Here is a 26,408-nt window from a genome sequence, read left to right on the forward strand (position 1 = left end):
AGCGCCGTCAGATCAGGCTAAACAGGCGCGATGCAGCGCCTTGCTCAACACTCGGCAGTGGTAATTTTGGCCACCTTCCTGTGCGGCTGCGCTGTCGATTCCAACCTCAGCTTCGCCCCGGATTTCATGAAGCAGGCCCCGCCCGCGTCGTCGGCTCCCGACGTTCCGCCGGATGTCGGCAGTTTGCTGAAGTCCAACGTTAATGCAGTGTTCGCGCAAGGATCGTCGCCCGCGGACCTTCGCTTCTCACCGCCTGTTGCCGGCAAGTATGGCGGCTGGGACACCTGCGTGCAGGGCGAGGTGGTCGGAGTGACGGGACAGCCACTCGGGCTTCAGACATACCTCGTCAACATCGATCGCAATCACGTCGGACGCCGCGAACGTGTCGGCTCCGATCATTGGTGCGCGCGGGAGACTTACAAGCGGCTCTGACCGCGCGGCTGGCTCGAGACGCCGAGGCCCCGCGCAATCAGGCCCGCGCAGTTCTGCCGCTGCAGCCTTCAGATCGTCTGATTGTAAGCACCGACTTCCGGATGCTTGCGCAGCACGACGTTCACCGCCTCGAACATCTCGTGCATCCGCGCTTCCGATACCGGGCTCTCGACCACGACGACCAGCTCCGGCTTGTTCGATGAGGCACGCACCAACCCCCAGCTTCCGTCTTCGCAGGTCACGCGCACGCCGTTCACGGTGACGAGATCGCGGATCGGCTGCCCGGCCACCTTGTCGCCGTTTGTCTGCGCCGCTTCGAAGTGCTTCACGACCGCATCAATCACGCCGTACTTCTTCTCGTCATCGCAATGCGGCGACATCGTCGGTGACGACCATGTCTTCGGCAGGGCATCTTTCAGTTGCGACATCGCTTTGTCCGCCGCTCGATCGAGCATCTCGCAGATTGCGATCGCCGAGACGAGGCCGTCGTCATAGCCGCGGCCGGGCGGGGCGTTGAAGAAGAAGTGTCCCGATTTCTCGAAGCCAGCGAGCGCGTTGAGTTCGTTCGTGCGGCGCTTCATGTAGGAGTGGCCGGTCTTCCAATATTCGGTCTTGGCGCCCTGCGCCTGCAGCACCGGATCGGTCGCGAACAGGCCGGTGGATTTGACGTCGACAACGAACTGCGCGTTGGGGGTGATCGCCGACATATCGCGCGCCAGCATCACGCCGACCTTGTCGGCGAAAATCTCCTCGCCGGTGTCGTCGACCACGCCGCAGCGATCGCCGTCGCCGTCGAAGCCGAGGCCGAGGTCGGCCTTGTGGTCCAGCACCGCGTCGCGGATGGCGTGCAGCATTTCCATGTCTTCGGGATTTGGATTGTACTTCGGGAAGGTGTGGTCGAGCTCGGTATCGAGCGGAATCACTTCGCAGCCGATCGCTTCCATCACCTGCGGCGCGAACGCGCCCGCGGTGCCGTTGCCGCAGGCGACCACGACCTTCAGCTTGCGCTTCAGCCTGGCGTGTTTGGTGAGATCGGCGATGTAGCGCGCCGGGTAATCCTGGTGAAAGACATAGCTGCCGCTGCCGCTCTTGAACCGAGCGCCGAGAACGATCTCCTTGAGCCGATTCATCTCGTCCGGCCCGAAGGTCAGTGGCCGGTTGGCGCCCATCTTGACGCCGGTCCAGCCGTTATCGTTGTGCGAGGCAGTGACCATCGCGACGCACGGCACGTCGAGATCGAATTGCGCAAAATACGCCATCGGCGTGACCGCCAGCCCGATGTCGTGCACCTTGCAACCCGACGCCATCAGGCCCGCAATCAGCGCGTATTTAATCGACGCCGAATAGCCGCGGAAATCGTGGCCGGTGACGATCTCCTGCGGACGCCCAAGCTCCGCGATCAGAGTGCCGAGCCCCATGCCCAGCGCCTGCACACCCATCAGGTTGATCTCTTTGCCGAACAGCCAACGCGCGTCGTACTCGCGAAAGCCGGTCGGCCTCACCATCGGCTCGGATTCATAGGCGTAGGTGTTGGGCAGCAACGCTGCCTTCGGCCGCGGAAACATATTGGTTACTCTCGATCAAGGACGGGGGCGGATGACGATCTCAACGCGTGCTATGTGCGACGGTAATCGTCATCGAACCGAATGATGTCGTCCTCGCCGAGATAGCTTCCGGTCTGAACCTCGATCAATTCGAGGGTGATCTTCCCGGGATTGTCGAGCCGGTGCGTCGCACCGATCGGGATGTAGATCGACTCGTTTTCATGAATCGTCTTGACGAGATCGTCCACCGTCACCTGAGCCGTGCCGCGGACGACGATCCAGTGCTCCGAGCGATGATGGTGCTTCTGTAGCGACAACCGCTCGCCAGGCTTGACCACGATCCGTTTCACCTGGTGGCGATCGCCCTTGTCGAGCGACTGATAGGACCCCCACGGCCGATGCACCAGGATGTGGTCCTCGGTGACATTGGGCGCCACAGTCTTGAGGTGGCCGACGAGCGTCTTCATGCTGTTGCTGCCGTTCTGTCGGCTCACCAGGATGGCGTCCTGCGTGGCGACGACGACCAGATCGTCGACGCCCTGAAGCGCGATGAGTGCCTTGTCGGTCCAAACGTTGCAGTTGTGAGAATCTTCGAATACCGCGTTGCCCCGGGCGGTATTGCCGTCGCTGTCCTTATCCGACAGTTGCCAGATTGCTAGCCAGGAGCCGACATCCGACCAGCCGTATGAAACTGCGATCACCGATGCGCGCGAGGTCGTTTCCATCACGGCATAGTCGATCGAGATTGGTTTGGCGGCATCGAACGATGCGCGGTCGAGGACGCAGAAATCGAGATCTTCGGTCGCTTTGGCCACGGCCGCCTCGACGTTCTCGATGCTGTCGGCATCGACAGCTCGGTATTCGTCCAGCAAGGTGGCGGCGCGGAACATGAAATTGCCGGTGTTCCAAAGGTAGCCGTCCGAGACGTAGCGTTTCGCCGTCTCCAGATCGGGCTTTTCCACGAAGCGTTCGACCGGCATCACGCCATTTTGCTGTTCCGGGGAAGGTTTGATGTAGCCGTATTCGACCGACGGCCCCTCCGGACGAACGCCGAACGTGACGATACGGCCAGCCTCTGCGGCGCCCAGACCTTGTCGGCACGCGGCAACAAAAGCGGAATCATCGTCCACCACATGGTCGGCGGCGAGCGCGACGACCACGGCCTCTGGATTTCGCCGCGCCGCGAACGCTGCCCCAGCAGCGATCGCCGGACCGGAATCACGCTTGACCGGCTCGAGCAAGATATCCGCGTCCAGCCCGATCTCGGCGAGCTGCTCACGGACGAGAAAGCGATAGGCCAGATTTGTAATGACGATCGGCCGCTCGAACAGCTCGGGGTCGGAAACCCGCAGCATGGTGTTCTGAAAAGTCGAGCGATTGCCGAAGAGCGCAAGGAATTGCTTTGGACGCCCTTCGCGTGACGCTGGCCAAAGTCTCGTCCCGGCCCCACCACACATGATAAGCGGAAATATTCGCAATCGGGCCTCCGTAGGTTTGCCTGTCCCCTAGCATGATCGACCCCGGCGGGCAATTTGACGCGCTGCAACGGCAGGGCGACGCAGATGGTCGATGGTCAGCCGTGAGGAGCAGGTGGGGTTGCAACGTCATCTCTCCTCAAGCGGCGTGCGATGCGTCCCTGCAGCTGGGGATTTTGAGTTGCTTTGCCTGGCGAGGGATAGACCTGTCCGGGACAGCCCGCCATCGTTTGTCCCGAACGGCACTGGTCTCGAGCTATCGACTGAAATCCGGCGATAGCACCTCTTAGCAGTTCGGGTCGGTATTCTTCGCGAGGATACACATCGTGCGAGTTCGCAATTGTTGAGCTCCCTCGTAACAAGCTGTGGATCGATACCAGCTTGCGACCGTCTCGAGTGTGGCCGTTCGAACGATGCAACATAGAGCGTCGCTGCGTGCGGGAAAATGCCTCGCACTTACAGAAATTCTTGTCCCGCTGAGCTGAGGGACGGGACTACGTGAACCGGGCGGATAGCTGATCCTTGAAGGCTGCTAGCTTGTACGTTACATGCGATCCATAGATGCATCGATGACGCCGCCGATTGCGCGAGCAGTATCGGGATAATCCATTTTGGATAGTCAGTCGGACTGCCCCTTAACTACCAAGCTACCGCCTAACCTGAAGCGAATCGAGTCCGAGTCGATCGAGATCATGCGCGACGTCGTCGCGACGTTCCGTAACCCGGTGATGCTCTATTCGGTCGGCAAGGACTCCAGTGTCATGCTCCGGCTGGCACTGAAGGCATTCTATCCCGCGCCGCTACCGTTTCCGCTGCTTCATGTCGATACGACCTGGAAGTTTCGCGACATGATTACGTTTCGCGACGAGCAGGCGCGAACCCACGGGCTGGATCTGCGGGTTCACGTCAATCGGGATGGGCTCGCGAAGGGCATCAATCCGTTCTCTGCCAGCTCGTCGACCTATACGGACATCATGAAAACCGAAGGGCTGAAGCAGGCGCTGAGCAACTATCAGTTCGACGCCGCACTCGGCGGTGCAAGGCGCGATGAAGAGAAGAGTCGCGCGAAAGAACGAATCTTCTCGTTTCGTTCGAAGGACCAGGTGTGGGACCCTCGCGATCAGAGGCCGGAGCTTTGGAATCTGTTCAATCCGTTGATCCATCCGGGCGAGTCCATTCGGGTGTTTCCTCTGTCGAATTGGACGGAGCTCGACATCTGGACCTACATCGGTCTCGAGAAGATCCCTGTCGTTCCGTTGTATTTCGCGGCAGTCCGTCCGGTGGTCCGCCGTTCGGATAGCTGGATCATGGTCGACGATGCTCGTTTTCCGCTTGGTCCCGACGAAATCCCGGAAATGCGGCGCGTCAGGTTTCGGACGCTTGGCTGCTATCCGTTGACCGGTGCAATCGAATCTGCGGCGGAGACCGTCAGCGAGATCATCTCCGAAATGGCGGCAACGCGGTTCTCGGAACGTCAGGGCAGGCTCATCGACGCCGATGAGGTGGGGTCGATGGAGAAGAAGAAGCGCGAAGGATACTTCTAGTGAGTGCAAAGCCCTGCGAAGGGCCGGTCAAGGATCTGCTCCGGTTCATCACCTGCGGATCGGTCGACGACGGCAAGTCGACCATGATCGGCCGCATGCTTCATGATTCAAAGCTGATCAGGGAAGACACTTTCCGCGCGCTGGCCGATGATTCACGCCGATATGGCACGAACGGAGGCGACGTCGATCTCGCCCTGATGGTGGACGGGCTTCAGGCCGAGCGCGAGCAAGGGATCACCCTCGATGTGGCCTACTGCTTCTTTTCAACTCCGCGGCGGGCGTTCATCGTTGCCGATACGCCGGGCCACGAGCAATACACCCGGAACATGGCGACCGGTGCCTCGACGGCCCAGCTCGCGGTGGTGCTGATCGATGCTCGTAAGGGGTTTTTGCAGCAAACGAAACGGCATACCTACATCTGCTCATTGCTGGGTCTGAAGCACGTCGTATTCGCCGTGAACAAGATCGACCTCGTCGGTTACTCCGAAGATGCGTTCTCGCGCATCTTCCAAGAGGCACACAACTTTGCCGCCCCGCTCGGCTTTCGATCCGTCCACGTCATCCCGATCTCCGCCCGCGACGGCGACAACATCATTGCACGATCCGCGCGCACGCCCTGGTACATCGGCCCGGCGCTGCTACCTTATTTGGAGACCGTGGACGTCTATAGCGACGCGCTCTCGAAGCCTTTCCGCTTCCAGGTGCAATGGGTGAATCGTCCGAATTCCGAGTTTCGGGGCTACGCCGGCACGATTGCGTCAGGTCGCATCGCCAAAGGGGACGCGGTTGTCGTCCCGACATCCGGCCAAACGTCGCGTATTCAGGACATCATCAGCGATCGGGCCTCACAAGATGCTGCCGAAGCCGGCGGTGCCATCGTGCTCACCCTGGAAGACGACATCGACATTGCGCGCGGCCACGTACTGTGCTCGCCGTCGCAGCAGCCGGAGGTCACCAATCGGTTCGCGGCGCATATACTCTGGATGGATCGCGAGCCGCTGATCTCCGGCCACTCGGTGTTGTGTCGGATCGGAACCAGCTTGATCTCCGCATCGATTTCGATCGACTGCAAGATCGACATCAGTACGCGTGCGCGGTCGCCGGGCAGCAGCATCGGCCTGAACGAAGTGGCGTTCTGCAATCTGGTCGCCGCTGCACCCGTAGCCTTCGATCCTTACGTTGATAACCCGAAGATGGGTGCGTTCGTCGTGATCGATCGCCACAGTTATCGCACCGTCGGCGCCGGAATGATCGCTTTCAATCTCGATCGGCGGGACGAACGGCAGGCAAGCCAACCGGTCGTCGACAAGTCCGTGCGCGCTGCGCTCAAGCGGCAGAAGCCGGCGGCGCTATGGTTTACCGGGTTGTCGGGAGCCGGCAAATCGACGATTTCCCGACTTGTGGAAGCCCGCCTTCATGCTGCCGGTCATCACACGATGCTGCTGGACGGCGATCAGATGCGGGGCGGGCTGAATCGCGATCTCGGCTTCACTGCCGATGATCGGATCGAGAATATTCGCCGCGCCGGTGAGGTCGCCAAGCTGCTGCTCGAAAGCGGTCTTATCGTGCTGTGCGCATTCATCTCGCCGTACCGCGCTGAGCGAGCGAAGGTGCGGGAGCTGTTCCAACCCGACGAGTTCGTCGAGATCTTCATCGACACGCCGATCGAGACCTGCATGGCTCGCGATCCGAAAGGCCTCTACGGCCATGCCCGCAGCGGCGAATTGACGAATTTCACCGGCGTCGATGCGCCGTATGAGGCGCCGGAGGCTCCGGAGATTCATCTGAGGACGGCTGGATCGAATCCTGGGGAACTCGCCGATCAAGTCATGGGCGTGCTGGCGTCGCGCGGGCTGGTCGGCCGATCATGACAAGCGGACCAGGATAGCCGAGATGATCCGGCTGCCTCCGTCGATGACCAGTCGCCGCTGGTCGACGCGTTTGGATACTACGTTGCGGCCACAAGCGTGCGCTATTGTCGAGCCAGAAGTACGCGGATCAACGCCATCGGCGAGATCGCGATCTATAGGTCTGGCCGTGCCGCAGGATGATGATACGGAGTCAAAGAGATGACCGGCTATCATGCGTTGTTTGCTAATAGACTGTGCGATATTGACACGGCGAAATACCTTTTGAACGAAGAGCTGTCTGGCCTTCTCACACCATTGATCGCACAGCGGTTCGATATCGAAACTGATCAGCTCAAATTGAAGTTGACAAAGAGGGAGGCTTGCGACCTGGAAGGTGGAGCACTGCGGGTCGCTCTCAGCAATGTCGCCCTTGATGGGTTCACAGGCTCGGAATTGTGGACGGTTGAAGCCGCGCAGTTTTTGTCGTCCGCTGGCGCCGCCGTTATCGTATACTCGCCCAGGATCGGACGGGTCGCAAAGCTCTTGTCCGAAAGCGGCATCTTCGTCACCTCGTCCGTTGAGGAGGTCGTCGACTTTTGTCCATCGGTGCTCCATGTCAATCACTTCGAGGCGGTGCGTCCTCTCGTTGATCGCCTCGTCGGCCATGCTCGGATCGTGAACATGATCCACGGTTTGCTGCCCCGTCCCGGTCTTCCCGGGAATGAGAACGTCGATCGTTATTGTTCGGTATCTATCCATGCCAAGGCAAAGGTTCATATCCTGACTAACACCCCATGGCCGGACATCGATATCCTGCCGAATTCCTTCGACGAACGCCGTTTCACGTCCACAGGAGATCCTGCGCGGTTCGGTCGGGCGCTTCTTTATTCGAGCCGGACCACGCCTCAGCACCGAGAGAAGTTGCGGTCCGTGCTCGCAGGGTACGGCTTGGAGTTGGAGCATTTGGGCCAGGGCGGAACGCCCACCACGGAGCCGGAGAATTTGCTGCCGCAGTTCGATGTCATCTTTGCCGTCGGAAGATCGGCCATTGAGGCCCTGGCCAGTGGGGCACACGTTATCCTATGGGATGCAGGGATTGCAGGTCCGGCCGTAACGGCCAGCAATTTCTGGCAATGCGTGACAGCCAATTTCGCCTTGGCGGCAAATGTACTGACTTGGCGCTACATCGAAAATCCCGATGCGCCGCAATGGATCGGCACGCAGTTATCCCACGGTAGTGAGGACGCGCGTGTGGCAACAACCCGCCTTACCCGAAATCACCTCAATCTATCTCGCGCCGGGTTGCGACTGTTGGCGCTTTATCAGCGTGTGCTGAACTCTGAGCTGTGATCTCTCGGGAGGATTGACGACTGGAGCGTTAACTTACGAAGCTCGGCCTCGGTTCGGCGCTTCGCCTAAGCAAGGTCAAAACGTGGGGCCGGGGCACGGGCCGCCGATGCAGCTTTTGCCTAAACCTTTGCGACCTGCGGGGTTGCCTCTGGCGGAGTTGAGCTGGTCTGTGCACGATCTAGTCTCGAGTTCGGTGGTTTCGCTCTGCAGCCAAATCGTCTAGAAGGCAGTCGCGGCACGGGATCGTGCTGGGCCGCCTTGTCAGATGATCTGTGGAGCGATGTCGCCCGCGCCTTCAAAAGTAGCCATTCTGCTTGCGACCTATTGCGGCGCCGAATTTCTCGGGGAGCAGCTTGAATCGTTTCGCGCGCAGACGCATCGCGATTGGGAACTGTATGTCTCCGACGACGGTTCGACCGACGACAGCGTCGCTATCGTCGAAGCGTTCGCGGCGTCCGTCGATCAGCGCGTCGTGGTCCGGGCGGGTGCGGGCGCCGGCTTCTGGCGCAATTTTCTATCTTTGATTCCGCGCGGCGAGATCGCGGCGGGCTATTTTGCATTCAGCGATCAGGACGACGTCTGGCTGCCCGAAAAACTCGCCAAGGCGGTTGCGTGGCTTCAAGCCGTGCCGCCGGAGCGTCCTGCGCTGTATTTTTCGCGCACTGAACTGATCGCTCGCGACGGAGCCGCGCTCGGGCTCTCGCCACTGTTTCGACGTGCGCCGATCTTCCAGAACGCGCTGGTGCAGAACATTGGCGGCGGCAACACGATGGTGTTCAACGATGCCGCCCGCCGGCTGCTTGCGCAGACGCCCGACGATGTGGCGCTGGTGTCGCATGACTGGTGGGCCTACCAGCTGATCACCGGCGCGGGAGGGATCGCGCATTATGATCCGTGGCCCAGCCTGAAATATCGCCAGCACGGGCAGAATCTGGTCGGCTCCAATGTCGGCCTACGCGCGCGCCTCGTGCGCCTGGTTGCGTTTGCCGGCGGCCGGGTGATCGGCTGGAATGCCACAAATATTGCTGCGCTCAACAGCGTGCGGCATCTGCTGCACCCCGATCATGTGCGTGTGCTGGACCGCTTCGCGCAGGCACGCAGCGCCGGTTTTTTGATGAGGCCTTATTGGCTGTGGCGCGCCGGCGTCTACCGGCAAAAAGCCGTCGAAACCATCGGTCTGTATCTGGGCGCTCTGCTCGGCCGGATCTGAGCCCCGGGTGTGACGTCGTCATCGTCAATGCGCATCAGTAGACGCGGGAATGAGCCGGCTTCAGCGACGGGCCGCGGCGAGTGCGTTCAGATGATCGTCGATCATCGCAACGTCGAATGAGCCTGCAGACTGGATGACGTCGCGCCAGGCCGATATCGGCATCCCTGTCGGATTGGACTGCAGCAGTTCGCGTTTGATGAACGGGCATTTGTAGTCGGTGATCAGCGAATCCCAAAAGAAGTGCATCGCGTTGATCGGGCGGCCGTGCATCAGAATGGATTGCAGTCGTCGCAGGCTGTGAGCTTGTTCGGGGCGCATGTGGCGCGTGTCGAGATTGGCCAGCCTGTCCTTCATGGTTTCGGCGACCGTCCAATACGGCGCGAGCACACCGCCGCGTAAACCTTGTGCGGCGAGCGCTTGGGTCAACCCGACTTCGCCGTTGCGGATGACCCAGCCCTTGTTGTCGACGTAGGGCATCGCCTGCCAAAATTCGCGAAATGCTGTCGACCGCAATGCTGTCGGCAGAAACAGCAGGAAAAACGACTGGACATGGTAGCGAAGCTCCCAGCTGTCGACGATGCCCCAGAAATCCGCGCGGGTGCGGTCGACGGCCGACAACATCCCAGCCAGATCCGAAAATGGCCCGTAAACACTGTCGTTCATGAGCACCAGTGCATCGAGTTCATGGAGATCGCCAACCGAGGCTATGCCGTCCTTGTAGGCACCGAAGTCGTAACCGGTGTTGAAACGCCACAACATGGCATGGCAGTGCGGAGCGACCCGCTGTCGGCTTTCAGCCGGAAAACTCTGTGAGTTGGTGACGAACGTGATGCGATATCCGGCCGCTTCCAACGCGCGCAGTTGATGAACGACGTAGTCGTGGATCAGGCCATCCCGGTCGAAATGAACATAGATGGCCACCTGGCGGGATCCGACCTTTGAGGCCTCGCCGGAGATGGTTTCACGGATCAGGCTGTGACGACGCCACATCCGGGCAGCCGGACGGATGATGGCGTCCTGGACGATATAGTACGACGACCGGAGCGATCTGGCGAAGTCCTTGAACTGGCTCACCGCGAACTCCCGTCGGCTGTCTTGCGAGCGCGCGGAGCGCGCCTTGAACGGAATGCCCTCGTCAGCGAGCAGGCCGGTGACGACCCTGAACGCCCTGGACTGAATGCAGAGTCGGTCGCCCGATCAAATGCTACGCGATTGTTCTCTCAGCGGCTGGCGCTCGTTGACGAATCCGCCTCTGAGTTGTCGATCCCGGCGGTGTAGGCGTCGAGAATTTCGTCGATGGGACCTGCGACCTTGATGTGACCCTGATCCATCCAGACCGCCTGATTGCAAAAACGCCGACAAGTGTCGATGCTGTGGGAAGCGAGCACCAGGATGCTCGCTTTTTCCACGAACGACTGGATGCGGGCCTGTGCTTTGTTGAGAAAGGTGGCGTCGCCGGCCATGATCCATTCGTCCATCAGCAGGACCTCGGGCGCAAAGCAGGTGGCGACGGCGAAGGTCAGGCGGGTCATCATGCCGGACGAATAGGTTCGGACCGGAAGGTTGAGATAGTCGCCGAGTTCGGTGAACTCGACGATGTCCGGGATCCGCTCGTCGATCTCTTTTGCGCTCAGACCGAGGATCATGCCTCGAAGGCGGATATTGTCGTACCCGCTAATTTCGCTGTCGATGCCGAGTGCGATGTCGAACATCGGAGAGATCCGACCGCGTGTCGTCACGGTGCCGGATATCGGTTCGTAGATGCCGGCGAGGACGCGCAGCAGCGTGGTCTTGCCGGCTCCGTTCGATCCGATCAGCGCGACCCGATCGCCCGCCTTCAGCTGGAGCGAGATGTCACGCAGCGCCTCGACCATGATCCGCTGGTTGGCATCGGTGGCGAGATGGCCGCCCGAGCCGCGGAACAAGAGGCTCTTCTTAAGCGATCTCGATCCACCATGATAAATCGGAAACGAGACGTTGACGTTGCGGAGCGTCAGCTCGGCATCCACCGCCGAGGGCATTGGAATGATTTTCATGCGATCAGACCCAATACGCGATGCGGGCGCGGAAACGGGAAAACACCGCTCCGGCGATCGCGAGGTTGACGATCGTGATGAGCAGCACGGCCGCATAGTTCTTCATCGTCGGCATATTGCCCAACAATGGCGCCCGCACGATCTCGATCAAGTGGAAGAACGGATTGAAATCCACGATGAAGGTTCTGGATTTCAGGAGTTCCGGCTTCCAGAAAATCGGCGTGATGAAGAAGACGATTTGGATGGCCGAATTCAACACCTGCGGAATATCCCGAAACCGGGCCGAGACGATGCCGATGCACAGGTTGAGAACGCTGCCGTTCAAGATCACGAGCAGCAGACCAGGGATCGCCCAGAGTGCCGTCAAACCCGGCCAGAGCTGAAAATACAGAAGCACGCCGAAGTAGATGACGAAATTGTGGAGGAAGATGACGAACTTGCTCCACGTCGAACGATAGACATAAACGGAATAGGGCAGGCGGATTTGTTTGATGTAGGATTCGGCGCCTGTGAATAATGTCCCGCCCTCGGTCACAAAACTGGCCATCAGGGTCCAGACCAGAAGTCCGACGCACAAATAGGGCAGGAAGTCGTGGATCGGCGTGTTGAACAGTTCGCTGTAGAGAATGCCCAGCGCAACCACCATGATGGCCATGCTGGCGGTCAGCCAAAACGGCCCCAGCATCGACCTGCGGTAGCGCTGCAGGATGTCGTTCCATCCCAGGCGCACCCAGAGAGGCCATAACGCAAGGCCGTTGGTCAGGTCCTGCACCATCACCTCGACCGGTGACGGCGGGACAGCTTTCCCAAGGAGGTCGGCGCGATCGATTTCTAGGTGTGTTTTCAATGGGAAGCACCGAGTATGTAGAAAGCTGATAGCGTTGAGCTATCACCTGTCGGCGACAGGCTGTGGCAGACGTCTGCCTGTCAACGCCATGACCGCCGGTTCCTGTCAAGGGATATCATCGACAGCAAAGGAGCAATCGATCCGTGCTGCCGTTGTCCGACGGATCCCGGGGGGAACATCAGCCCGGAGCCAATGATTCTGCGGCGCTAGTTCATCCATGGCTTCCGCCGGCGCGGCGGAAAGGCAAGACCAAAGGGCGTCGCCATCGCGATCGTGAGGTTGTCGTTGTAGAAGCGATCATGTGCCAGCGTGGCGGACCATGTCCGTTGCATGTAATGCACTTCCCGGCGGAAACGCGCCTTCTTGGCAGAGGTGTCTTCGGCGCCGCGGCTGGCAGATTCATGATGATAAAGCTCGGCGTGCGGTGTCCAAACGTTGCGATAGCCCTTCGCTAGAATCTTGAGACAGAGGTCGACGTCGTTGAACGCAACCGGCAGGTCCTCTTCATTCAAGCCTCCGACTTCCTCGAACACCGATTTCCGCACCACCAAGCAAGCGCCGGTGACCGCTGACACGTCGGATGCCAGCAGATTGCGGCCGAAATATCCCACTTCGTCACGGCCCAGCCCAACATTGAAATGGTTGGCGACACCTCCCACACCGAGAACGACGCCGCCGTGCTGCAGCCGGCCGTCCGGGTACAAGAGCTTCGCCCCCACTGCACCGACATTCCGCAAAACGGCGATCGACACCATTTCGGACAGCCAGTCGGGATTGATGACGTCGATGTCGTTGTTGACGAGGCCGATGATCGAACCGTGTGCCGACCTCACCGCCATATTGTTGATAGCGGAGTAATTGAACGGTCCCTCGAAGCGCAGAATGCGGACGCGCGAATCGCGTTGCAACTCTGCAAACAGCCGCTGGGTGTCCGGCGAGATGCTTTCATGATCGACGATCAACAATTCGAGCGCCGGATAATCTGTCCGATGCAGAATTCCTTCGGCGCACATCGCCAGCAGTTTAGCCTGATCTCGGGTGGGAACGATCAAGGAGACCAATGGCGCCGGCTGGGGCGGTGAGCGGCGCACGCGAATCCAGTGCGGCAGATTCGTATCGGGCGCCACCGTTGCGACCTCGTTGTTGCGCTTCAGATGCTCGCTGACGGCCCTCAATGCCGCTTCCGAGCATTGCTCGATGTTGCTTTCGGAGAACGAGGCAACGCCGTATTTGCGCCGCCAGTGGTAGAGGATTGCGGGTATATGATGAATGCGATCCGGTGTGGTGGCGTCGGCGCAACGAAGGCTGACATCGTAGTCCTGGCTTCCTTCGAAGCCTTCGCGGAAGCCGCCGGCTCGTTCCAGCAGCGTGCGGCGGTAGATGCCTAAATGGCTGATCATGTTGTGGGCGAGGATCAGCTCCGGGTTCCAGTCGGTCTTGAAGTAGGGCATCATGCGACGCTCAGTTTGGTCGATCTGATCCTCGTCGCTATAAATGATATCCAGCGAAGGATTTTCGTTGAGGCTGACTGCGACCTGGTAAAGCGAGTGCTCAGGCAGCAAGTCGTCATGATCCATCAACGCGACGAACTCACCGGATGCCAACTCCAGCGCCGAGTTCGATGCGGCCGAGATGTGGCCATTGGTCGCCCGCCGGGTCCATTTGATCCGAGGATCTTTCTTGGAAGCGCAAGCTAGAATCTCGGCTACGTGCGGTGACGGCGAGGCGTCGTCGACGACGCAGAGCTCCCAATTTGGATAGAGTTGTGCGCGGACGCTGTCGATCGAGCGCTCCAGCAGCCAGGCCGGAGTCTCGTAGGCCGGCATGATAATGGAAATCAGCGGCTTGTCGCCGAGCCGATTGATGTGCGCGCGGATCAGTTGGCGGTCTTTGTCGGTCAACGTGTCGAATTCGCGCACCCATCGATCATAGAGCGTCTCGCGCGCGATATCGCGCCGTGTCGTCATAGAACTGATCAGCCGCTGCAACTGCAGCTTTGCTAATCGGTACCATGGCCCGATAGCGGATTTTAAGAACAGCTTGGCCGGAGCCGGAAGATCTCTGCCGAGACGTTTGATGAAGTCTTCAGTCCGCTGGAAGCGTGAGAGTACCCCATCGGGATAGAGTTCGGTCGCGTCGTGATCGGCGTTAGACATTTCCATCTCCGACTCGCGGGCCATCTCGGTCTTTGGCTCGCGAGCATTGAAGGCTGCTGGTGTTGATAGAGCGGCTCACAGCTGACTAATTCGGTCTGGCAAAATTCCGAATTGGGTATCGCGAATTCGCGGCGCTGATGGACCAGTCAGACGGTCGAGGATGGTGTATCAAATCGCTCTATTCCCATTCGATGTCTCGGCAGCATATTGCTCCATGCCTTTTAAGCCTCTGCGTGCAGCTGAGGCAACCGGCTACACCGGCTGGATTGCGTTGAGTTGGACGGCTCGTAGTTCTGCGGGGTGCTGCGGTCTAGTGTGCGGGTTAGCACCGGTCAAGAGCGCGGCAGCTGCCGAACTTCGTATGGCTCGATTCCCTGGTTCCCCCGGATAGCGAAGGATTTGACTGACTTCGTTCTGATATGCTTATTGCATTGCAAGACTGTCAGTCGACGCCCCAGTAGAAGAGAAATCTCCCACGGAGTACTCGTCGACGAAGCCACAATAAAAGTTATTGTCTGAACACCAAATTTTATTAATGGTCTCGTGAGTTGCAGATCGCTCCCGATGATCGTGGAAGTAAAATGAGCAGTCTACGATGGACTCTTGCTGCCCGACTCGGCCTCTCCCTTTAGTCGTCGATCTCGACGATACTTTGTTGAAGGTCGATACTCTTTACGAGCAATTTGCATCAGGGCTGCTCACCCGGCCATGGGCGGCGATCAGCGCCCTTTCGGCGCTGTTCAGCGGTAAGGCCGCGTTCAAGCGACGACTGGCGGGCCTCGCCAACATCGATGTGGAACATCTGCCGGTTCGCGAGGAGTTTTTCGGCTACCTCGAAGAACAGGCCGCAACGGGCCGCGAACTGCACCTCGTGTCTGCGGCGGACCAGACCATCGTTTCGCGAGTCGCCGAACGGTTCCCTTTCTTCCATTCGGCCATTGGAACTGAGCCTGGCCTCAACTTGAAGGGCATCAACAAAGCTGCGTATCTCGCGGCGCGTTTCCCCGGGGGATTCGTGTACGCTGGCGATAGTTCTGCCGATCTGCCGGTGTGGAAGGCTGCGAGCGCTGCGATCCTGGTGGCGCCAGCGAGGTCCGTCCGGATTGCGATGCAGGATGCCTGTATTCCCGTGGAAAGTAGTTTTGAGGACAAGCGGGTGCCGCGAACGGCTTGGCTGAGAGCGCTGCGGCCGCATCAGTGGACCAAAAACCTCATCGTCTTGGTTCCTCTCGCGCTTGGTTGGCGCGATGTCACGCTGGCGTCATTATTGACGACGCTGGTCATCATGGGGCTGCTCTGCGTCGTCGCGTCGCTCACCTATGTGGTGAATGACTTGGCGGACCTGACATCAGACCGCCGGCACTGGTCGAAGCGCCGACGACCGTTCGCCTCCGGCGCGATTCCAGTTCGCGACGGGCTACTGGCGGTCGGTATTCTTCTGCCGATTGCCTGTGCGGCAACGCTGCTCGTCGCGCCGCTTGCCGGCGTTTGCGTACTGTTCTACGTCGCCGTCACGCTGGGATATTCGTTCGGATGGAAACGAATCCCGCTGTTCGACACCTTCATCATCGCATTGTTGTTCACGACCCGGATTCTGATCGGGATTGCTGCGGCCGAGCTCACGCCGTCGGCCTGGCTGCTGACGTTCTCCATGTTTTTCTTCTTTTCTTTGGCGATGGCGAAACGTCATACCGAGATACTGCGGGCCGCCGAACACGACATGAAGAAGCTCGAGGGCAGGGGCTATCAGGCCGGCGACGAGAGCCTTACGCTGGCTTTCGGCACGTCCGCCGCGATGGCGTCGATCGTGATCGTGGTCATTTATCTGGTCGAGGAAGTTTTTGCACGGCAGCTCTACGGCAATCCCGGGTGGCTGTGGGTGGCGCCGATCGCGATCTTCCTGTTCATCTGCCGAATCTGGGGACTGTCCCATCGCGGGCGCATGACGGACGATCCGGTGGCATTCGCATTGCGTGATCGCGTCTGCCTTGGGCTTGGCGTGTGCGTCTCCATCGCCATCGTGTTGGCGCTGTGACGGAGTTCGTGGAGCGTTCAGACCTGCTGCCATGGGGCCGAACGCCTCGTTTGGCAATGCGAGCCGCGCGCCCGGCATTCCGTGACGAACTCGGGGGGCTGATCCGGACCGGCGCCGCTGACGATCACGGTGTCCTGGCCGTCGGCATGATGCGGTCGTATGGCGACAGCTGCCTCAACGGCGACGGTTCCGTGATCGAGATGTCAGGTCTCGACCACCTGATCAGTTTTGATCGCCAGACCGGTGTCATCAAGGCCGAGGCGGGAGTGACGCTGGACGAGATTCTCCGCGTGGCCATTCCTGCAGGGTATTTTCTTCCGGTCACGCCCGGTACCAAGTTCGTCACCCTCGGTGGTGCCCTCGCCAACGACGTCCATGGCAAGAATCACCACCACGCCGGCACGTTCGGCCGTTGGGTCAGGCAGTTCACATTGGCGCGTACCGACGGATCGGAGAGAGTCGTCGGTCGCGATGACACCAGCGGGTTGTTTGCTGCGACCATCGGCGGCCTCGGTCTGACTGGCGTGATCACCCGGGTGACCCTCGAACTGATGCCGATCGCGAGTTCGCGGATCGATCTGCAAACAGTTCCGTTTGGGAAGCTGTCGGAATTCTTCTCGCTGGCGGCGGAAAGCGAGCCATCGCACGACTATACCGTCGCCTGGATCGACTGTTTGGCCCAGGGCAGCAAGTTGGGTCGTGGCATCTTCACGCGGGCCCGGCACAGCCTAGACGGTGAACTGCGCGTCAGTGACAAAAAGGGCCCATCGATTCCAGTCGAGGCGCCGGGCTTTCTGCTGAATCGGCTTTCGCTGGCGGCATTCAACGAGGCCTATTACCGGATCGCCGGGCGGCCCCGGGCGACAAGTAGCTGCTACGATCCGTTCTTCTATCCGCTGGATGCCATCGGCGGGTGGAACCGGCTATACGGGCGGCTTGGTTTCTATCAGTATCAAAGCGTCGTCCCCGCCGCCGTTGCTGAAGTCGCCACCACAGCAATGCTGCAGACGATCGCGGCAGCCGGCCAAGGCTCGTTTCTGGCGGTGCTGAAGACCTTCGGTGATGTACCATCCCCCGGCCTGCTGTCGTTCCCGATGCAGGGGACCACGCTGGCATTGGATTTCGCTAACCGCGGGCGTTCGACCCTGTCACTTCTTGACAAGCTCGATGCGATCGTCCGAGAAGCCGGAGGGCGCCTGTACCCCGCAAAGGATGGTCGGCTCCCGCCCGCGATGTTCAGGGCTGGCTATCGGGCGCTCGATCAATTCACACCTCATATGGATCCAGGATTGTCATCGACATTCTGGCGTCGGATGCAGCTATGACAACGCAAATACCGCTTCGTGTGCTGATGCTGGGGGCGGCCTCAGGCATCGCCCAGGCGACGGCGAGACTCTACGCTGCTGAGGGGGCCGTCATCGGCCTGGCAGGACGGAATTCGGAGCGCCTCGGCAGCATCGCCAATGATCTGACCGCGCGCGGCGCCAGCCGGGTCGAAATCTTCGAGATGGATCTTGTGACCGCGGACCCGGTGCCGGCGCTCGCCAGCATGATCGCAAAGCTCGGTGGTGCCGACCACGTCGTGCTGGCCTACGGCGTGTTGGGCGATCAGGCTCTCGCAGAGAAAGACCTTGCCGCAGCCCAGTCGATCCTCGACGTGAATTTCCGTTCGGCTGCGGGCTGGTCGCTCGCGGTGGCGAATGTTTTGGAATCGCAGGGGCGCGGATCGCTGGTGGTGCTTGGATCGGTGGCCGGTGATCGCGGCCGTCGATCGAACTACGTCTATGGGGCAGCCAAGGCGGGGCTCGCTGTGCTGGTCCAGGGCATCGACCACCGCTTTCGCGGCCGCGGGCCGCGGGCGGTCATCGTTAAGCCTGGACCGACCGACACGGCGATGACCGCGGGCATGGCCAAGGGTGGCCCACTGTGGGCGACGCCCGAGGCTGTCGCAGCTGTGGTTCGCAAGGCTGCCGACAGCGGCGGGCCAGTGGTCTACGCGCCTGCGCGGTGGAGACTGATCATGGCCATCATACGCGCCATTCCCGCCGCGATTTTCAACAAGATGAACTTCTAGAGCCGGGTATGCGCAAGATCGTCATCACCGGCGCGGCCGGCCTGGTTGGCCAGAATCTTGTGGCGCGGCTAAAGTCGCGCCCAGACATCGAGTTGGTCGGCATCGACAAGCACGCCGCCAATGTCGCGCTATTCCGCCAGGTTCATCCCGACGTCAGGATCATCGAGGCGGACCTCGCGGAACCGGGCGCGTGGTCGGACTGCTTCAGCGGCGCCGACACCGTGGTGATCAATCAGGCCCAGATCGGCGGACTTTTCGGCGCCGAATTCGAGGCCAACAACGTCACCGCCACCCGGCACATCCTCGCCGCGATCGAACGCCACGCGGTGCCGTATTTCGTCGGGATTTCGTCCTCGGTCGTCAACTCCGCCGCCGACGACTTCTACACCCGCTCGAAGACCGCGCAGGAACGGCTGTTCGACGCCAGCCCGGTACCTCACGTGACGTTGCGCCCGACCTTGATGTTCGGGTGGTTCGATCGCAAGCATCTCGGCTGGTTGCGTCGCTTCATGGACCGCGCGCCGGTGTTTCCGATCCCGGGCGATGGCCGGTTCGATCGACAGCCGCTGTATGTCGGCGACTTTGTGTCGATCATCGTCGCCGCGATCGAGAGCCGCAAGGCCGGCACGTTCGACATTTCCGGGCTCGAGCAGATCAGCTACGGCGACCTGATCGCGTTGATTCACGACATCGTCAAACCGCGCGCGCGCATTGTCCATATTCCTTATGCGCTGTTCTGGGCACTGCTGTGGCTCTATGCGCGGTTCGACAAGAATCCGCCGTTTACCACCGGGCAACTCGAAGCCCTGGTTCTGCCCGAAACCTTTCCGGTGATCGACTGGCCCACGGAATTCGGCGTCAAGCCGACCGCGCTGCGCCAGGCGCTGACCGAGACGTTTCTCGATCGCGAACACTCTCAAATCGTTCTGGCGTTCTAGGAGCCGCCTTCATGAGCCGGATCGTCGTGTTGGGAGCCGGACCGATGGGACTTGCGGCCGCGCAGCGAGCGGTGCGGCTCGGGCATCAGGTCGACCTGATCGAAGCCGACGACAAAGTCGGCGGCATGGCGGGACATTTCGACTTTTCAGGGGTCTCGATCGAGCGATTCTATCACTTCATCTGCAAGTCCGACGCGCCGACCTTCGACCTGATGGCCGAACTCGGCATCGCCGACAAGATGCGATGGGCCGATACGTCGATGGCGTACTACACCCACGGCAAGGTGCATCGTTGGGGCGATCCAATTTCGCTGTTGCGCTATCCGCACCTCAGCCTGGTCGAGAAGTTTCGCACCGGGCTGCAGATGTTTCTGACCACCAAAGCCAGAAACTTCGACAGCATCGAGCATTTGACCTCACGCGAGTGGATCGAAAGCGGGTCCGGCAAGTCGGTCTACGACAAGCTGTGGAAGCGGCTGCAGCAGCTCAAATTCTACGAATTCGCCGATCATGTCTCGGCGTCTTGGATCGCCACGCGTATCAAGCGCATCGGCAATTCCCGCAAGTCGATCTTCCAGGAACAGCTCGGCTATATCGAAGGTGGCTCCGAGACGCTCGTGGAGGCGATCGCCGACGATATTCGCCACGGCGGCGGACGGATTCACCTCGGCGCTCCGGCCGAGCGGGTGCTGGTCGAAGACGGGCGGGTCCGCGCGGTGCGCGCCGGCGGCCGGGAGTTTGCCGCCGATGCGGTGATTGCGACGGTCCCGATCCCGCTGGTCAATCAGCTGGTGCCCGATCTCTCGCCGGCGCTGCAGGAGAAATACGCGGCGATCCGCAATATCGGCGTGGTTTGCTTGCTGTTCAAACTCCGCAAGTCCGTCACGCCGCACTTCTGGCTCAACATCGTCGCCGACGATATCGAGATCCCTGGCCTGATCGAATTTTCCAATCTGCGGCCGGTCGGCGACACGATCGTCTATGTGCCGTACTACATGCCGGTGACACAGCCGAAATGGGCGTGGACCGATCAGCAGTTCATCGATGAAGCCTTCGGCTATATCAAGCGCATCAATCCGAACATTACCGATGCCGACCGGATCGACGCCCGAGTCGGACGGCTGCGCTATGCCCAGCCGATCTGCGAGCCCAATTTTGCCGACAAGCTGCCGCCGATCCAGACGCCGATCGCCGGTCTACAGATCGCCGATACGTGCTATTACTACCCCGAAGACCGCGGCGTCGCGGAGAGCATTCGGCTCGGGCGGCGGATGGCTGAATCGGCCGTGGCGGACTCATTTTAGAATGATTGCGATTAGTACAGAAAGTCCAGCGTGGGGCGATTTCGATGAATGATTTGGCGATTATCTACAAGTCTCGCTTTTCGAGCACAGGTTTCGAAAAACGGACGCGCGTTTGGAAGATACTATGTGCCCGATTCTTTCAAAATTACGTGCCCCGCAACTCAGTCTTGCTGGACCTTGCATGCGGCTACGGTGAATTCATCAATCACATCGCTGCATCGAAGAAGTATGGCGTCGACCTGAATCCTGATGCTCAATCGCAGTTATCGCCAGACGTCGATTTCAAGATGACGCCAGCCTACGATCTGTCGCACATCGCCAGCGACAGTGTCGATCGTGTATTCACATCGAACTTTCTCGAGCATCTGCCGGATAAAGCAGCCTGCGACACAGTCCTCAAGGAGGTTCGTCGAATCCTGAAGCCCGGCGGAAAAGTCATGATCCTTGGTCCGAACATTCGCTACGCTTACAAGGAATATTGGGATTATTACGACCACTACCTGGCGCTCTCGCATCTATCGCTAAGTGAGGGATTGCTGCTGGCCGGATACCAGCCCGAACTGGTGATCGATCGATTTCTGCCCTACACAATGAATAACGCGACGCCGACTGCCGACTGGATGATCCGAGTTTATCTCCGGGTTCCGCTGGCTTGGAAGCTTCTCGGCAAGCAGTTCTTCATTGTTGCCCGCAAATGACGGTGGAATAATCTGTGAATGGTCGTATCGAAGCGGTCGCGACCTCGCGGTTTGTCCGGTTCCTTCTGGTTGGCGGCGCGGCGGCGGCGATCAACATCGGAAGCCGCGTTGTCATCTCGAAATTCGTCGCGTTTGAATATGCGGTTGCGCTCGCGTTTCCGATTGCCCTGACATTTGCGTTTGTAATGTCTCGCTGGCTGGTTTTCGAGCGGGCCGGAAGCTCGGCATGGGGACAATATTTACGCTTCTTCCTCGTCAATCTGGTCGCGCTGGTTCAGGTTTGGCTGGTCAGCGTCGGGCTCGCCCAATGGCTGTTCCCGATGATCGGCTGGATCCTTTATCCTGAACTTGTGGCCCACACGATCGCGGTATGCAGTCCGGTCTTGACAAGCTACTACGCGCATAAACTCTTCACGTTCAAATAGTCGCTGCAGGCCGAGCGTTGGCGCCATCGAGGTGCCGAACTGGGTCTGCGAAGGTGGTCGTTGCCGAAGAGGGGCGGACGCGCAATGGTGGTCGACGACGAACGGCACGGTAGGCGATATTCAGCGGAGGTGATGAACCGGTTGTTTTGGCTGGCAGCGCTTGTCCTGATCGTACTCGGCATCAAGTTGCTATTCATCCGCCAATTCGGATCGGGGGTGCCATACTGGGATCAATGGGATGGGGAAGGCGATCTGATTTACAAGCCCTACTTGAATTCAAATCTGTCTTTCACAAGCTTGTTTGCGTCCCACAACGAGCACCGAATATTCATCACGCGCGTCTTCGCTTTGCTCCTGTATGAGCTCGATGGCGGCTGGGATCCGATCTTGCAGATGGTGGTGAATGCCGGACTTCACGTCGTTGCTATCGTGATGCTGGTGCTTGCGCTCCGACCTATCATTCGGGCCGATCAGTTCGGCTTTCTCATCGTATTCTCGACGCTGCTGTTCGTTCTGCCGATCGGGTGGGAAAATCTGTTAGCCGGCTTTCAGAGTCAGTTCTACTTCCTCGTGATCTTTTCGCTGCTGGCTTTGATGGGGTTTGCGATATCGCCGGCCTTCGGCGTCGTCTGGTGGGGCAGTTTGCTTTGCGCGGTGGCTGCGTATTTCTCGATGGCGTCGGGTGCGCTGACGGCCGCAGCTGCGGTGGCGGTGATCGGCGCTCAGTTAGTCTCAGGCCATCGGAACGGCCGTAAGGAGCTGATGGGTCTTGCTGCGCTGGTGGTGATGACGGCCGTGATGCTGGCCTTCGTTCGAAACGTGACGCCTCACGATGTCTTCAAGGCACACAGCTTCTCCGAGTTTGGTCGTGCCCTCTTGAAATGCCTGTCGTTTCCGTGGGGCAGTCCGTATTCGGGGATCTGGGTCAATCTGCCGGTTGCAATCTATGCGTGCGTGGTGTTGGGTCGACGGCCGGCGCTCGGCTCTCCGCATTGGTTGGTGTTCGGGATCATCGTCTGGTTGCTTGCGCAGTCTGTGTCCTTGGCCTACGGACGTGCCGCCCTGGTGGCTTCACCGCGCTATCTCGACATTGTTATCGTCGGTTTGCCAATGAATCTCGCGATCCTGCTCTACGCCGCTAATCGCGCGGCGCGCAGGCCAGCGAGAGCAGCCGCGGCCTTGGCCGCGGTCGCTTGGCTTTCGATCGTGTGTTCCGGCTTGATCTGGAATACGGTTATTTCGGCAGTTCCCGCGGTAGTCGACAAGGGGCTGCAGGGACGCGAGCAACAGCAGAACGTTTTGGCCTATCTGCGAACCGGGAATGTGGCGGAACTGCAGGGCAAGGCAGTGCAGGCGATTCCTTATCCGGTGCCGGAGCGGCTGGCCGCGCTGCTGTCCGACCCCACAATTCGTCAGGCACTACCCGACGCGATTCGTCCCGCCGACGTCGATGATCGCGCGCGGCTGGATCGAACCTTGCTCAAAGGGAGAGTCCGAGAAGCGACGAACTGGGTGAAAGTGGAGATGCTGAGGCACGCCGAAGTCGTGGCCGGCTTCGGGCTCGCATTGGGATTTGCTGCGGGAATGATCGGCGTGATGTGGCGTCGCGAACAAGACGGCGCTAGGGGCGTGCATGGGACTTGACGGCGAAACGAGTCGCCTTCCACACAGGCGCTCACCCGGCGCGACTGGCGATACGTGATCAAAAATGCCCGACATGTCCGCCATTGAGCAAGTCTCTACAATCTGTAGCCGGAGAGCTGAACGAGCCACAGTTTTCGGATCCTTCAAAATAAACCGGGAAGCTGTAACTTTCCGACTTCGTGCATGCAGTGACTTTGCTCTGCCAAATTGAAGTGTATGTAATGGCGGGAAAGGTGAGCTATGCCACACAGTGCTGCACTACAAAACGCCACATTCGCAGTAATTCTCAGCACCAATTGCCTGCTCGATAGGCCAATCGATATTAGAAGTCAGCTAAACATGATGTAACTCGGCTTCTGACTATCGTCTCCCTGAAGCGTTCTTTCTGTATTTTCCGACCGCCTCGCTTATACTCACCGTCATGAGCACGTCATTCGTTGTGGCATTAATCGCATTGGCGTCAACCGATCTCCGCTGGAGGCGCGCTCTGCGCGCTTTCAACGCTGCTGTTGCCGACAGATCCCGAAATTCTCGGGTTGGCGACTACATTTTCTAGTGGGCCGGCGTTACACTAATTATCGCACTGAACTGGACACCGAATGCGGCACGTCAATGGATCCGGATCATGTGCGTCGGACTCGGTTGGCTAAGCTCCCCCATCGTCATCACGCTGCTACCACTCATCCTCGTTCCCGGCGCCGTTCTCAGAAACATCCGCAGCGAAACAGTCACCGCGGCCGTGGCGTCTGAAGCCACCGGCGCACAGATCTTAACGATGGTCCATCGACGAATTCGGGGAGGATCTTTGTTCCGTCGTCGACCCAGATGTGGGGAGCTTTGAATTGATCCGGTCGACGCAAAAACAGCAAAGGCGTCGTCAAAGTAATTATCATGACAACGGCTGGAAATGTCCGCGATAGGGCCGAGGCAATTTCCTTCGACATTAAAATATGCTGAACTGAAATTGGCGACGTTATTGGCAGAAAGCGCCGTATCTAGACGATCGGATTCCAAAGGGAAAGCGAGATAACGGCGACATCTCGGCACAATTGCAGGGCGTGCCGTTGCGACCTCGCCAGCCTGCGCGCTGCTTAATTGCTCCCGGGTTGCGACTATCGAATTGACGAGCGATGCCTATCGTTTGTAAATAATCCGCCGAAACCAAAAGCGCGAACGCGTCAAGACGGATGCCTCGCAAGATCCTCTCAATCTGGTTCAAGGATGCGGATCCAACAGCTCGATATACCCGGCCTTCTCCTTGTCACCCCGAAGAAGCACGGCGACCAGCGCGGGTTCTTTTCGGAAACGTTTCGCGCCGACGCTTTTGCGGAGGCCGCGGGCGCCGTGCAGTTCGTGCAGGACAATCATGTGTTGTCGACCCAGCGAGGAGTCGTTCGGGGGCTGCACTTTCAGACCCCGCCTCACGCGCAGGGCAAGCTTGTCCGCTGCACGCGCGGCGCAATCCTCGACGTCGGCGTCGACATCCGCGTCGGTTCGCCGACCTACGGGCAACATGTCGCAGTCGAGCTGTCGGCGGACAACTGGCAGCAGCTCTGGGTTCCGCCGGGGTTTGCACATGGCTATGTCACCCTGGAAGACAATTGCGAGGTGATCTACAAGGTCACCGATTATTACGCGCCGGAATGTGATCGGGGAATCGCCTGGGACGACCCGGCCATAGCGATTGATTGGCGTGTCCCAGCTTCCGACGTTATTCTGTCGGAGAAGGACAAGAAGCAGCCTCGTCTGCAGGATGTCGCCGCAGCCTTTCATTTTGCCAGCGAGGATTCGTAATGCGGGTGATTGTCACGGGTGGCGCGGGCTTTATCGGCTCGGCAGTCTGCCGGCACTTTGTCGACGATCTGCAGTACGATGTGGTTGTCGTCGACAAGATCACCTACGCAGGAAATCTGGCATCTCTGGCTCCGGTGGAGTCGAGCCAGCATTATGCCTTCGAGCAGCACGACATCTGCGATGCCGAGGCGGTCAAGTCGATCTTCGACAAGTATCAGCCTGATGCTGTCGTGCATCTTGCCGCTGAAAGCCACGTCGACCGATCGATCTCCGGTTCGGACGTGTTCGTGAAGACCAATGTGCTCGGGACCTTCACCTTGCTGGAGGCCGCACGTCGCTATCTGCACTCCGAAAGAAAGAAGAGCGCGCCCGAGTTTCGCTTCATCCACGTTTCCACTGACGAGGTCTACGGGTCTCTGGGCGAAACTGGGCTGTTCACCGAAACGACAGCCTACGATCCGAGCTCGCCTTATTCGGCGACCAAAGCATCGTCCGATCACCTGGCCAAAGCGTGGCACCGTACCTACGGCCTGCCGGTGATCGTGTCCAATTGCTCGAATAATTACGGGCCCTATCACTTCCCGGAAAAGCTGATTCCGCTCGTGATCCTCAATGCGCTCGATCGCAAGCAGCTGCCCGTCTATGGCGACGGATCCAATGTGCGCGACTGGCTTTATGTCGAGGATCACGCTCGCGCGCTCGGTGTCATCCTGGCCAAGGGCCAACCGGGCGAAACCTATAATATCGGCGGGCGCAATGAGCGGCAGAATATCGAGGTGGTCCGACAGATCTGCACCTGGATGGATCGACTGCGGCCGGCCGACTCCTCGCACCACGATCTGATCACCTTCGTGACCGATCGTCCCGGCCATGATCATCGGTATGCGATCGACGCCACCAAGTTGGAAAACGAACTCGGGTGGCGCGCGCAGGAAACCTTCGAGACAGGGATCGAAAAGACCGTGCGTTGGTATCTCGATCGGTCGGATTGGTGGAAGCCGCTTCGGGACCGCGTCTATGGCGGCGAGCGCCTCGGCCTTGTGAAGGCGTGA

The 26,408-nt window shown here is 59.7% G+C and carries 21 protein-coding genes; 15 read left to right on the forward strand and 6 right to left on the reverse strand.

The window, feature by feature from the left end:
• Window positions 1–30: 30 nt before the first annotated feature.
• Window positions 31–432 (forward strand): hypothetical protein, encoded by a 402-nt coding sequence (locus tag LPW26_RS10220; RefSeq protein ID WP_238734864.1) that lies wholly within the window; start codon window positions 31–33, stop codon window positions 430–432.
• A gap of 68 nt (window positions 433–500) precedes the next feature.
• Here LPW26_RS10220 and LPW26_RS10225 read toward each other — a convergent pair whose 3' ends face one another.
• Window positions 501–1,997, reverse strand: a complete 1,497-nt coding sequence (locus LPW26_RS10225; RefSeq protein ID WP_238734866.1) for a phosphomannomutase/phosphoglucomutase — start codon at window positions 1,995–1,997, stop codon at window positions 501–503.
• 50 nt (window positions 1,998–2,047) lie between these two features.
• Window positions 2,048–3,454, reverse strand: coding sequence for a mannose-1-phosphate guanylyltransferase/mannose-6-phosphate isomerase (locus tag LPW26_RS10230; RefSeq protein WP_263858985.1), 1,407 nt, complete (start codon window positions 3,452–3,454; stop codon window positions 2,048–2,050).
• Window positions 3,455–4,143: 689 nt separating this feature from the next.
• Here LPW26_RS10230 and cysD point away from each other — a divergent pair.
• From cysD to LPW26_RS10250, 4 genes are all read left to right on the forward strand, one after another.
• Complete coding sequence (cysD, locus tag LPW26_RS10235; RefSeq protein ID WP_238734868.1) at window positions 4,144–4,995, forward strand: sulfate adenylyltransferase subunit CysD; 852 nt, start codon at window positions 4,144–4,146, stop codon at window positions 4,993–4,995.
• Window positions 4,995–6,866, forward strand: coding sequence for an adenylyl-sulfate kinase (cysC, locus tag LPW26_RS10240; RefSeq protein ID WP_238734870.1), 1,872 nt, complete (start codon window positions 4,995–4,997; stop codon window positions 6,864–6,866). Before cysD ends, cysC begins: the two co-directional genes overlap by 1 nt.
• 198 nt (window positions 6,867–7,064) lie before the next feature.
• Window positions 7,065–8,195, forward strand: coding sequence for a hypothetical protein (locus LPW26_RS10245; RefSeq protein WP_238734871.1), 1,131 nt, complete (start codon window positions 7,065–7,067; stop codon window positions 8,193–8,195).
• A 280-nt stretch (window positions 8,196–8,475) separates the two neighbouring features.
• The gene (locus tag LPW26_RS10250) at window positions 8,476–9,405 is read left to right on the forward strand and encodes a glycosyltransferase family 2 protein (protein WP_238734873.1); all 930 of its coding nucleotides are present in this window, start codon (window positions 8,476–8,478) and stop codon (window positions 9,403–9,405) included.
• A 60-nt stretch (window positions 9,406–9,465) separates the two neighbouring features.
• Here LPW26_RS10250 and LPW26_RS10255 read toward each other — a convergent pair whose 3' ends face one another.
• From LPW26_RS10255 to LPW26_RS10270, 4 genes are all read right to left on the reverse strand, one after another.
• The gene (locus LPW26_RS10255; protein ID WP_238734875.1) at window positions 9,466–10,479 is read right to left on the reverse strand and encodes a rhamnan synthesis F family protein; all 1,014 of its coding nucleotides are present in this window, start codon (window positions 10,477–10,479) and stop codon (window positions 9,466–9,468) included.
• A 146-nt stretch (window positions 10,480–10,625) separates the two neighbouring features.
• A complete protein-coding gene (locus LPW26_RS10260) occupies window positions 10,626–11,441 on the reverse strand; it encodes an ABC transporter ATP-binding protein (protein WP_406677356.1) in 816 nt (271 codons plus the stop codon).
• A gap of 4 nt (window positions 11,442–11,445) precedes the next feature.
• Window positions 11,446–12,216: an ABC transporter permease gene (locus LPW26_RS10265; RefSeq protein ID WP_238734949.1), complete on the reverse strand. Its 771-nt coding sequence runs from the start codon at window positions 12,214–12,216 to the stop codon at window positions 11,446–11,448.
• A gap of 278 nt (window positions 12,217–12,494) precedes the next feature.
• Window positions 12,495–14,444, reverse strand: coding sequence for a glycosyltransferase family 2 protein (locus tag LPW26_RS10270; protein WP_238734876.1), 1,950 nt, complete (start codon window positions 14,442–14,444; stop codon window positions 12,495–12,497).
• A gap of 655 nt (window positions 14,445–15,099) precedes the next feature.
• Here LPW26_RS10270 and LPW26_RS10275 point away from each other — a divergent pair.
• From LPW26_RS10275 to rfbB, 10 genes are all read left to right on the forward strand, one after another.
• Entirely contained in the window at window positions 15,100–16,479 is a 1,380-nt protein-coding gene (locus LPW26_RS10275; RefSeq protein ID WP_238734877.1) for a UbiA family prenyltransferase, read from the forward strand.
• A gap of 8 nt (window positions 16,480–16,487) precedes the next feature.
• Window positions 16,488–17,804 carry an FAD-binding oxidoreductase gene (locus tag LPW26_RS10280; protein WP_238734879.1) on the forward strand — a complete coding sequence of 439 codons (1,317 nt, stop codon included), beginning with the start codon at window positions 16,488–16,490 and terminating at the stop codon, window positions 17,802–17,804.
• A 26-nt stretch (window positions 17,805–17,830) separates the two neighbouring features.
• Window positions 17,831–18,553 carry an SDR family NAD(P)-dependent oxidoreductase gene (locus LPW26_RS10285; RefSeq protein WP_238734881.1) on the forward strand — a complete coding sequence of 241 codons (723 nt, stop codon included), beginning with the start codon at window positions 17,831–17,833 and terminating at the stop codon, window positions 18,551–18,553.
• 8 nt (window positions 18,554–18,561) lie between these two features.
• Window positions 18,562–19,491 (forward strand): NAD-dependent epimerase/dehydratase family protein, encoded by a 930-nt coding sequence (locus LPW26_RS10290; RefSeq protein ID WP_238734883.1) that lies wholly within the window; start codon window positions 18,562–18,564, stop codon window positions 19,489–19,491.
• A gap of 11 nt (window positions 19,492–19,502) precedes the next feature.
• Window positions 19,503–20,795: an NAD(P)/FAD-dependent oxidoreductase gene (locus LPW26_RS10295; RefSeq protein WP_238734885.1), complete on the forward strand. Its 1,293-nt coding sequence runs from the start codon at window positions 19,503–19,505 to the stop codon at window positions 20,793–20,795.
• A gap of 44 nt (window positions 20,796–20,839) precedes the next feature.
• Window positions 20,840–21,493, forward strand: coding sequence for a class I SAM-dependent methyltransferase (locus LPW26_RS10300; RefSeq protein WP_238734887.1), 654 nt, complete (start codon window positions 20,840–20,842; stop codon window positions 21,491–21,493).
• A gap of 14 nt (window positions 21,494–21,507) precedes the next feature.
• Window positions 21,508–21,918, forward strand: coding sequence for a GtrA family protein (locus LPW26_RS10305; protein ID WP_238734889.1), 411 nt, complete (start codon window positions 21,508–21,510; stop codon window positions 21,916–21,918).
• 84 nt (window positions 21,919–22,002) lie between these two features.
• On the forward strand, window positions 22,003–23,562 hold the full coding sequence (locus tag LPW26_RS10310; protein WP_238734891.1) for a hypothetical protein: 1,560 nt from the start codon (window positions 22,003–22,005) through the stop codon (window positions 23,560–23,562).
• Between the two features lie 1,221 nt (window positions 23,563–24,783).
• Window positions 24,784–25,356 (forward strand): dTDP-4-dehydrorhamnose 3,5-epimerase, encoded by a 573-nt coding sequence (gene rfbC, locus LPW26_RS10315; RefSeq protein ID WP_238734893.1) that lies wholly within the window; start codon window positions 24,784–24,786, stop codon window positions 25,354–25,356.
• Window positions 25,356–26,408, forward strand: coding sequence for a dTDP-glucose 4,6-dehydratase (gene rfbB / locus LPW26_RS10320; protein ID WP_238734895.1), 1,053 nt, complete (start codon window positions 25,356–25,358; stop codon window positions 26,406–26,408). Before rfbC ends, rfbB begins: the two co-directional genes overlap by 1 nt.

The organism is Rhodopseudomonas infernalis, assembly GCF_022271405.1.
GTDB classification, from domain to species: Bacteria; Pseudomonadota; Alphaproteobacteria; order Rhizobiales; family Xanthobacteraceae; genus Rhodopseudomonas; species Rhodopseudomonas infernalis.

What these genes read in the sequence shown, in the direction of transcription:
- LPW26_RS10225 (WP_238734866.1), bottom strand. Translation starts at nt 1,997, where the DNA reads ATGTTTCCGCGGCCGAAGGCAGCGTTGCTGCCCAACACCTACGCCTAT.
- LPW26_RS10245 (WP_238734871.1), top strand. Translation starts at nt 7,065, where the DNA reads ATGACCGGCTATCATGCGTTGTTTGCTAATAGACTGTGCGATATTGAC.
- rfbC (WP_238734893.1), top strand. Translation starts at nt 24,784, where the DNA reads ATGCGGATCCAACAGCTCGATATACCCGGCCTTCTCCTTGTCACCCCG.
- LPW26_RS10290 (WP_238734883.1), top strand. Translation starts at nt 18,562, where the DNA reads ATGCGCAAGATCGTCATCACCGGCGCGGCCGGCCTGGTTGGCCAGAAT.
- LPW26_RS10300 (WP_238734887.1), top strand. Translation starts at nt 20,840, where the DNA reads ATGAATGATTTGGCGATTATCTACAAGTCTCGCTTTTCGAGCACAGGT.
- LPW26_RS10310 (WP_238734891.1), top strand. Translation starts at nt 22,003, where the DNA reads ATGGTGGTCGACGACGAACGGCACGGTAGGCGATATTCAGCGGAGGTG.
- LPW26_RS10265 (WP_238734949.1), bottom strand. Translation starts at nt 12,216, where the DNA reads ATGGTGCAGGACCTGACCAACGGCCTTGCGTTATGGCCTCTCTGGGTG.
- LPW26_RS10220 (WP_238734864.1), top strand. Translation starts at nt 31, where the DNA reads ATGCAGCGCCTTGCTCAACACTCGGCAGTGGTAATTTTGGCCACCTTC.
- cysD (WP_238734868.1), top strand. Translation starts at nt 4,144, where the DNA reads ATGCGCGACGTCGTCGCGACGTTCCGTAACCCGGTGATGCTCTATTCG.
- LPW26_RS10285 (WP_238734881.1), top strand. Translation starts at nt 17,831, where the DNA reads ATGCTGGGGGCGGCCTCAGGCATCGCCCAGGCGACGGCGAGACTCTAC.
- LPW26_RS10260 (WP_406677356.1), bottom strand. Translation starts at nt 11,441, where the DNA reads ATGAAAATCATTCCAATGCCCTCGGCGGTGGATGCCGAGCTGACGCTC.
- LPW26_RS10250 (WP_238734873.1), top strand. Translation starts at nt 8,476, where the DNA reads ATGTCGCCCGCGCCTTCAAAAGTAGCCATTCTGCTTGCGACCTATTGC.
- LPW26_RS10295 (WP_238734885.1), top strand. Translation starts at nt 19,503, where the DNA reads ATGAGCCGGATCGTCGTGTTGGGAGCCGGACCGATGGGACTTGCGGCC.
- LPW26_RS10270 (WP_238734876.1), bottom strand. Translation starts at nt 14,444, where the DNA reads ATGTCTAACGCCGATCACGACGCGACCGAACTCTATCCCGATGGGGTA.
- rfbB (WP_238734895.1), top strand. Translation starts at nt 25,356, where the DNA reads ATGCGGGTGATTGTCACGGGTGGCGCGGGCTTTATCGGCTCGGCAGTC.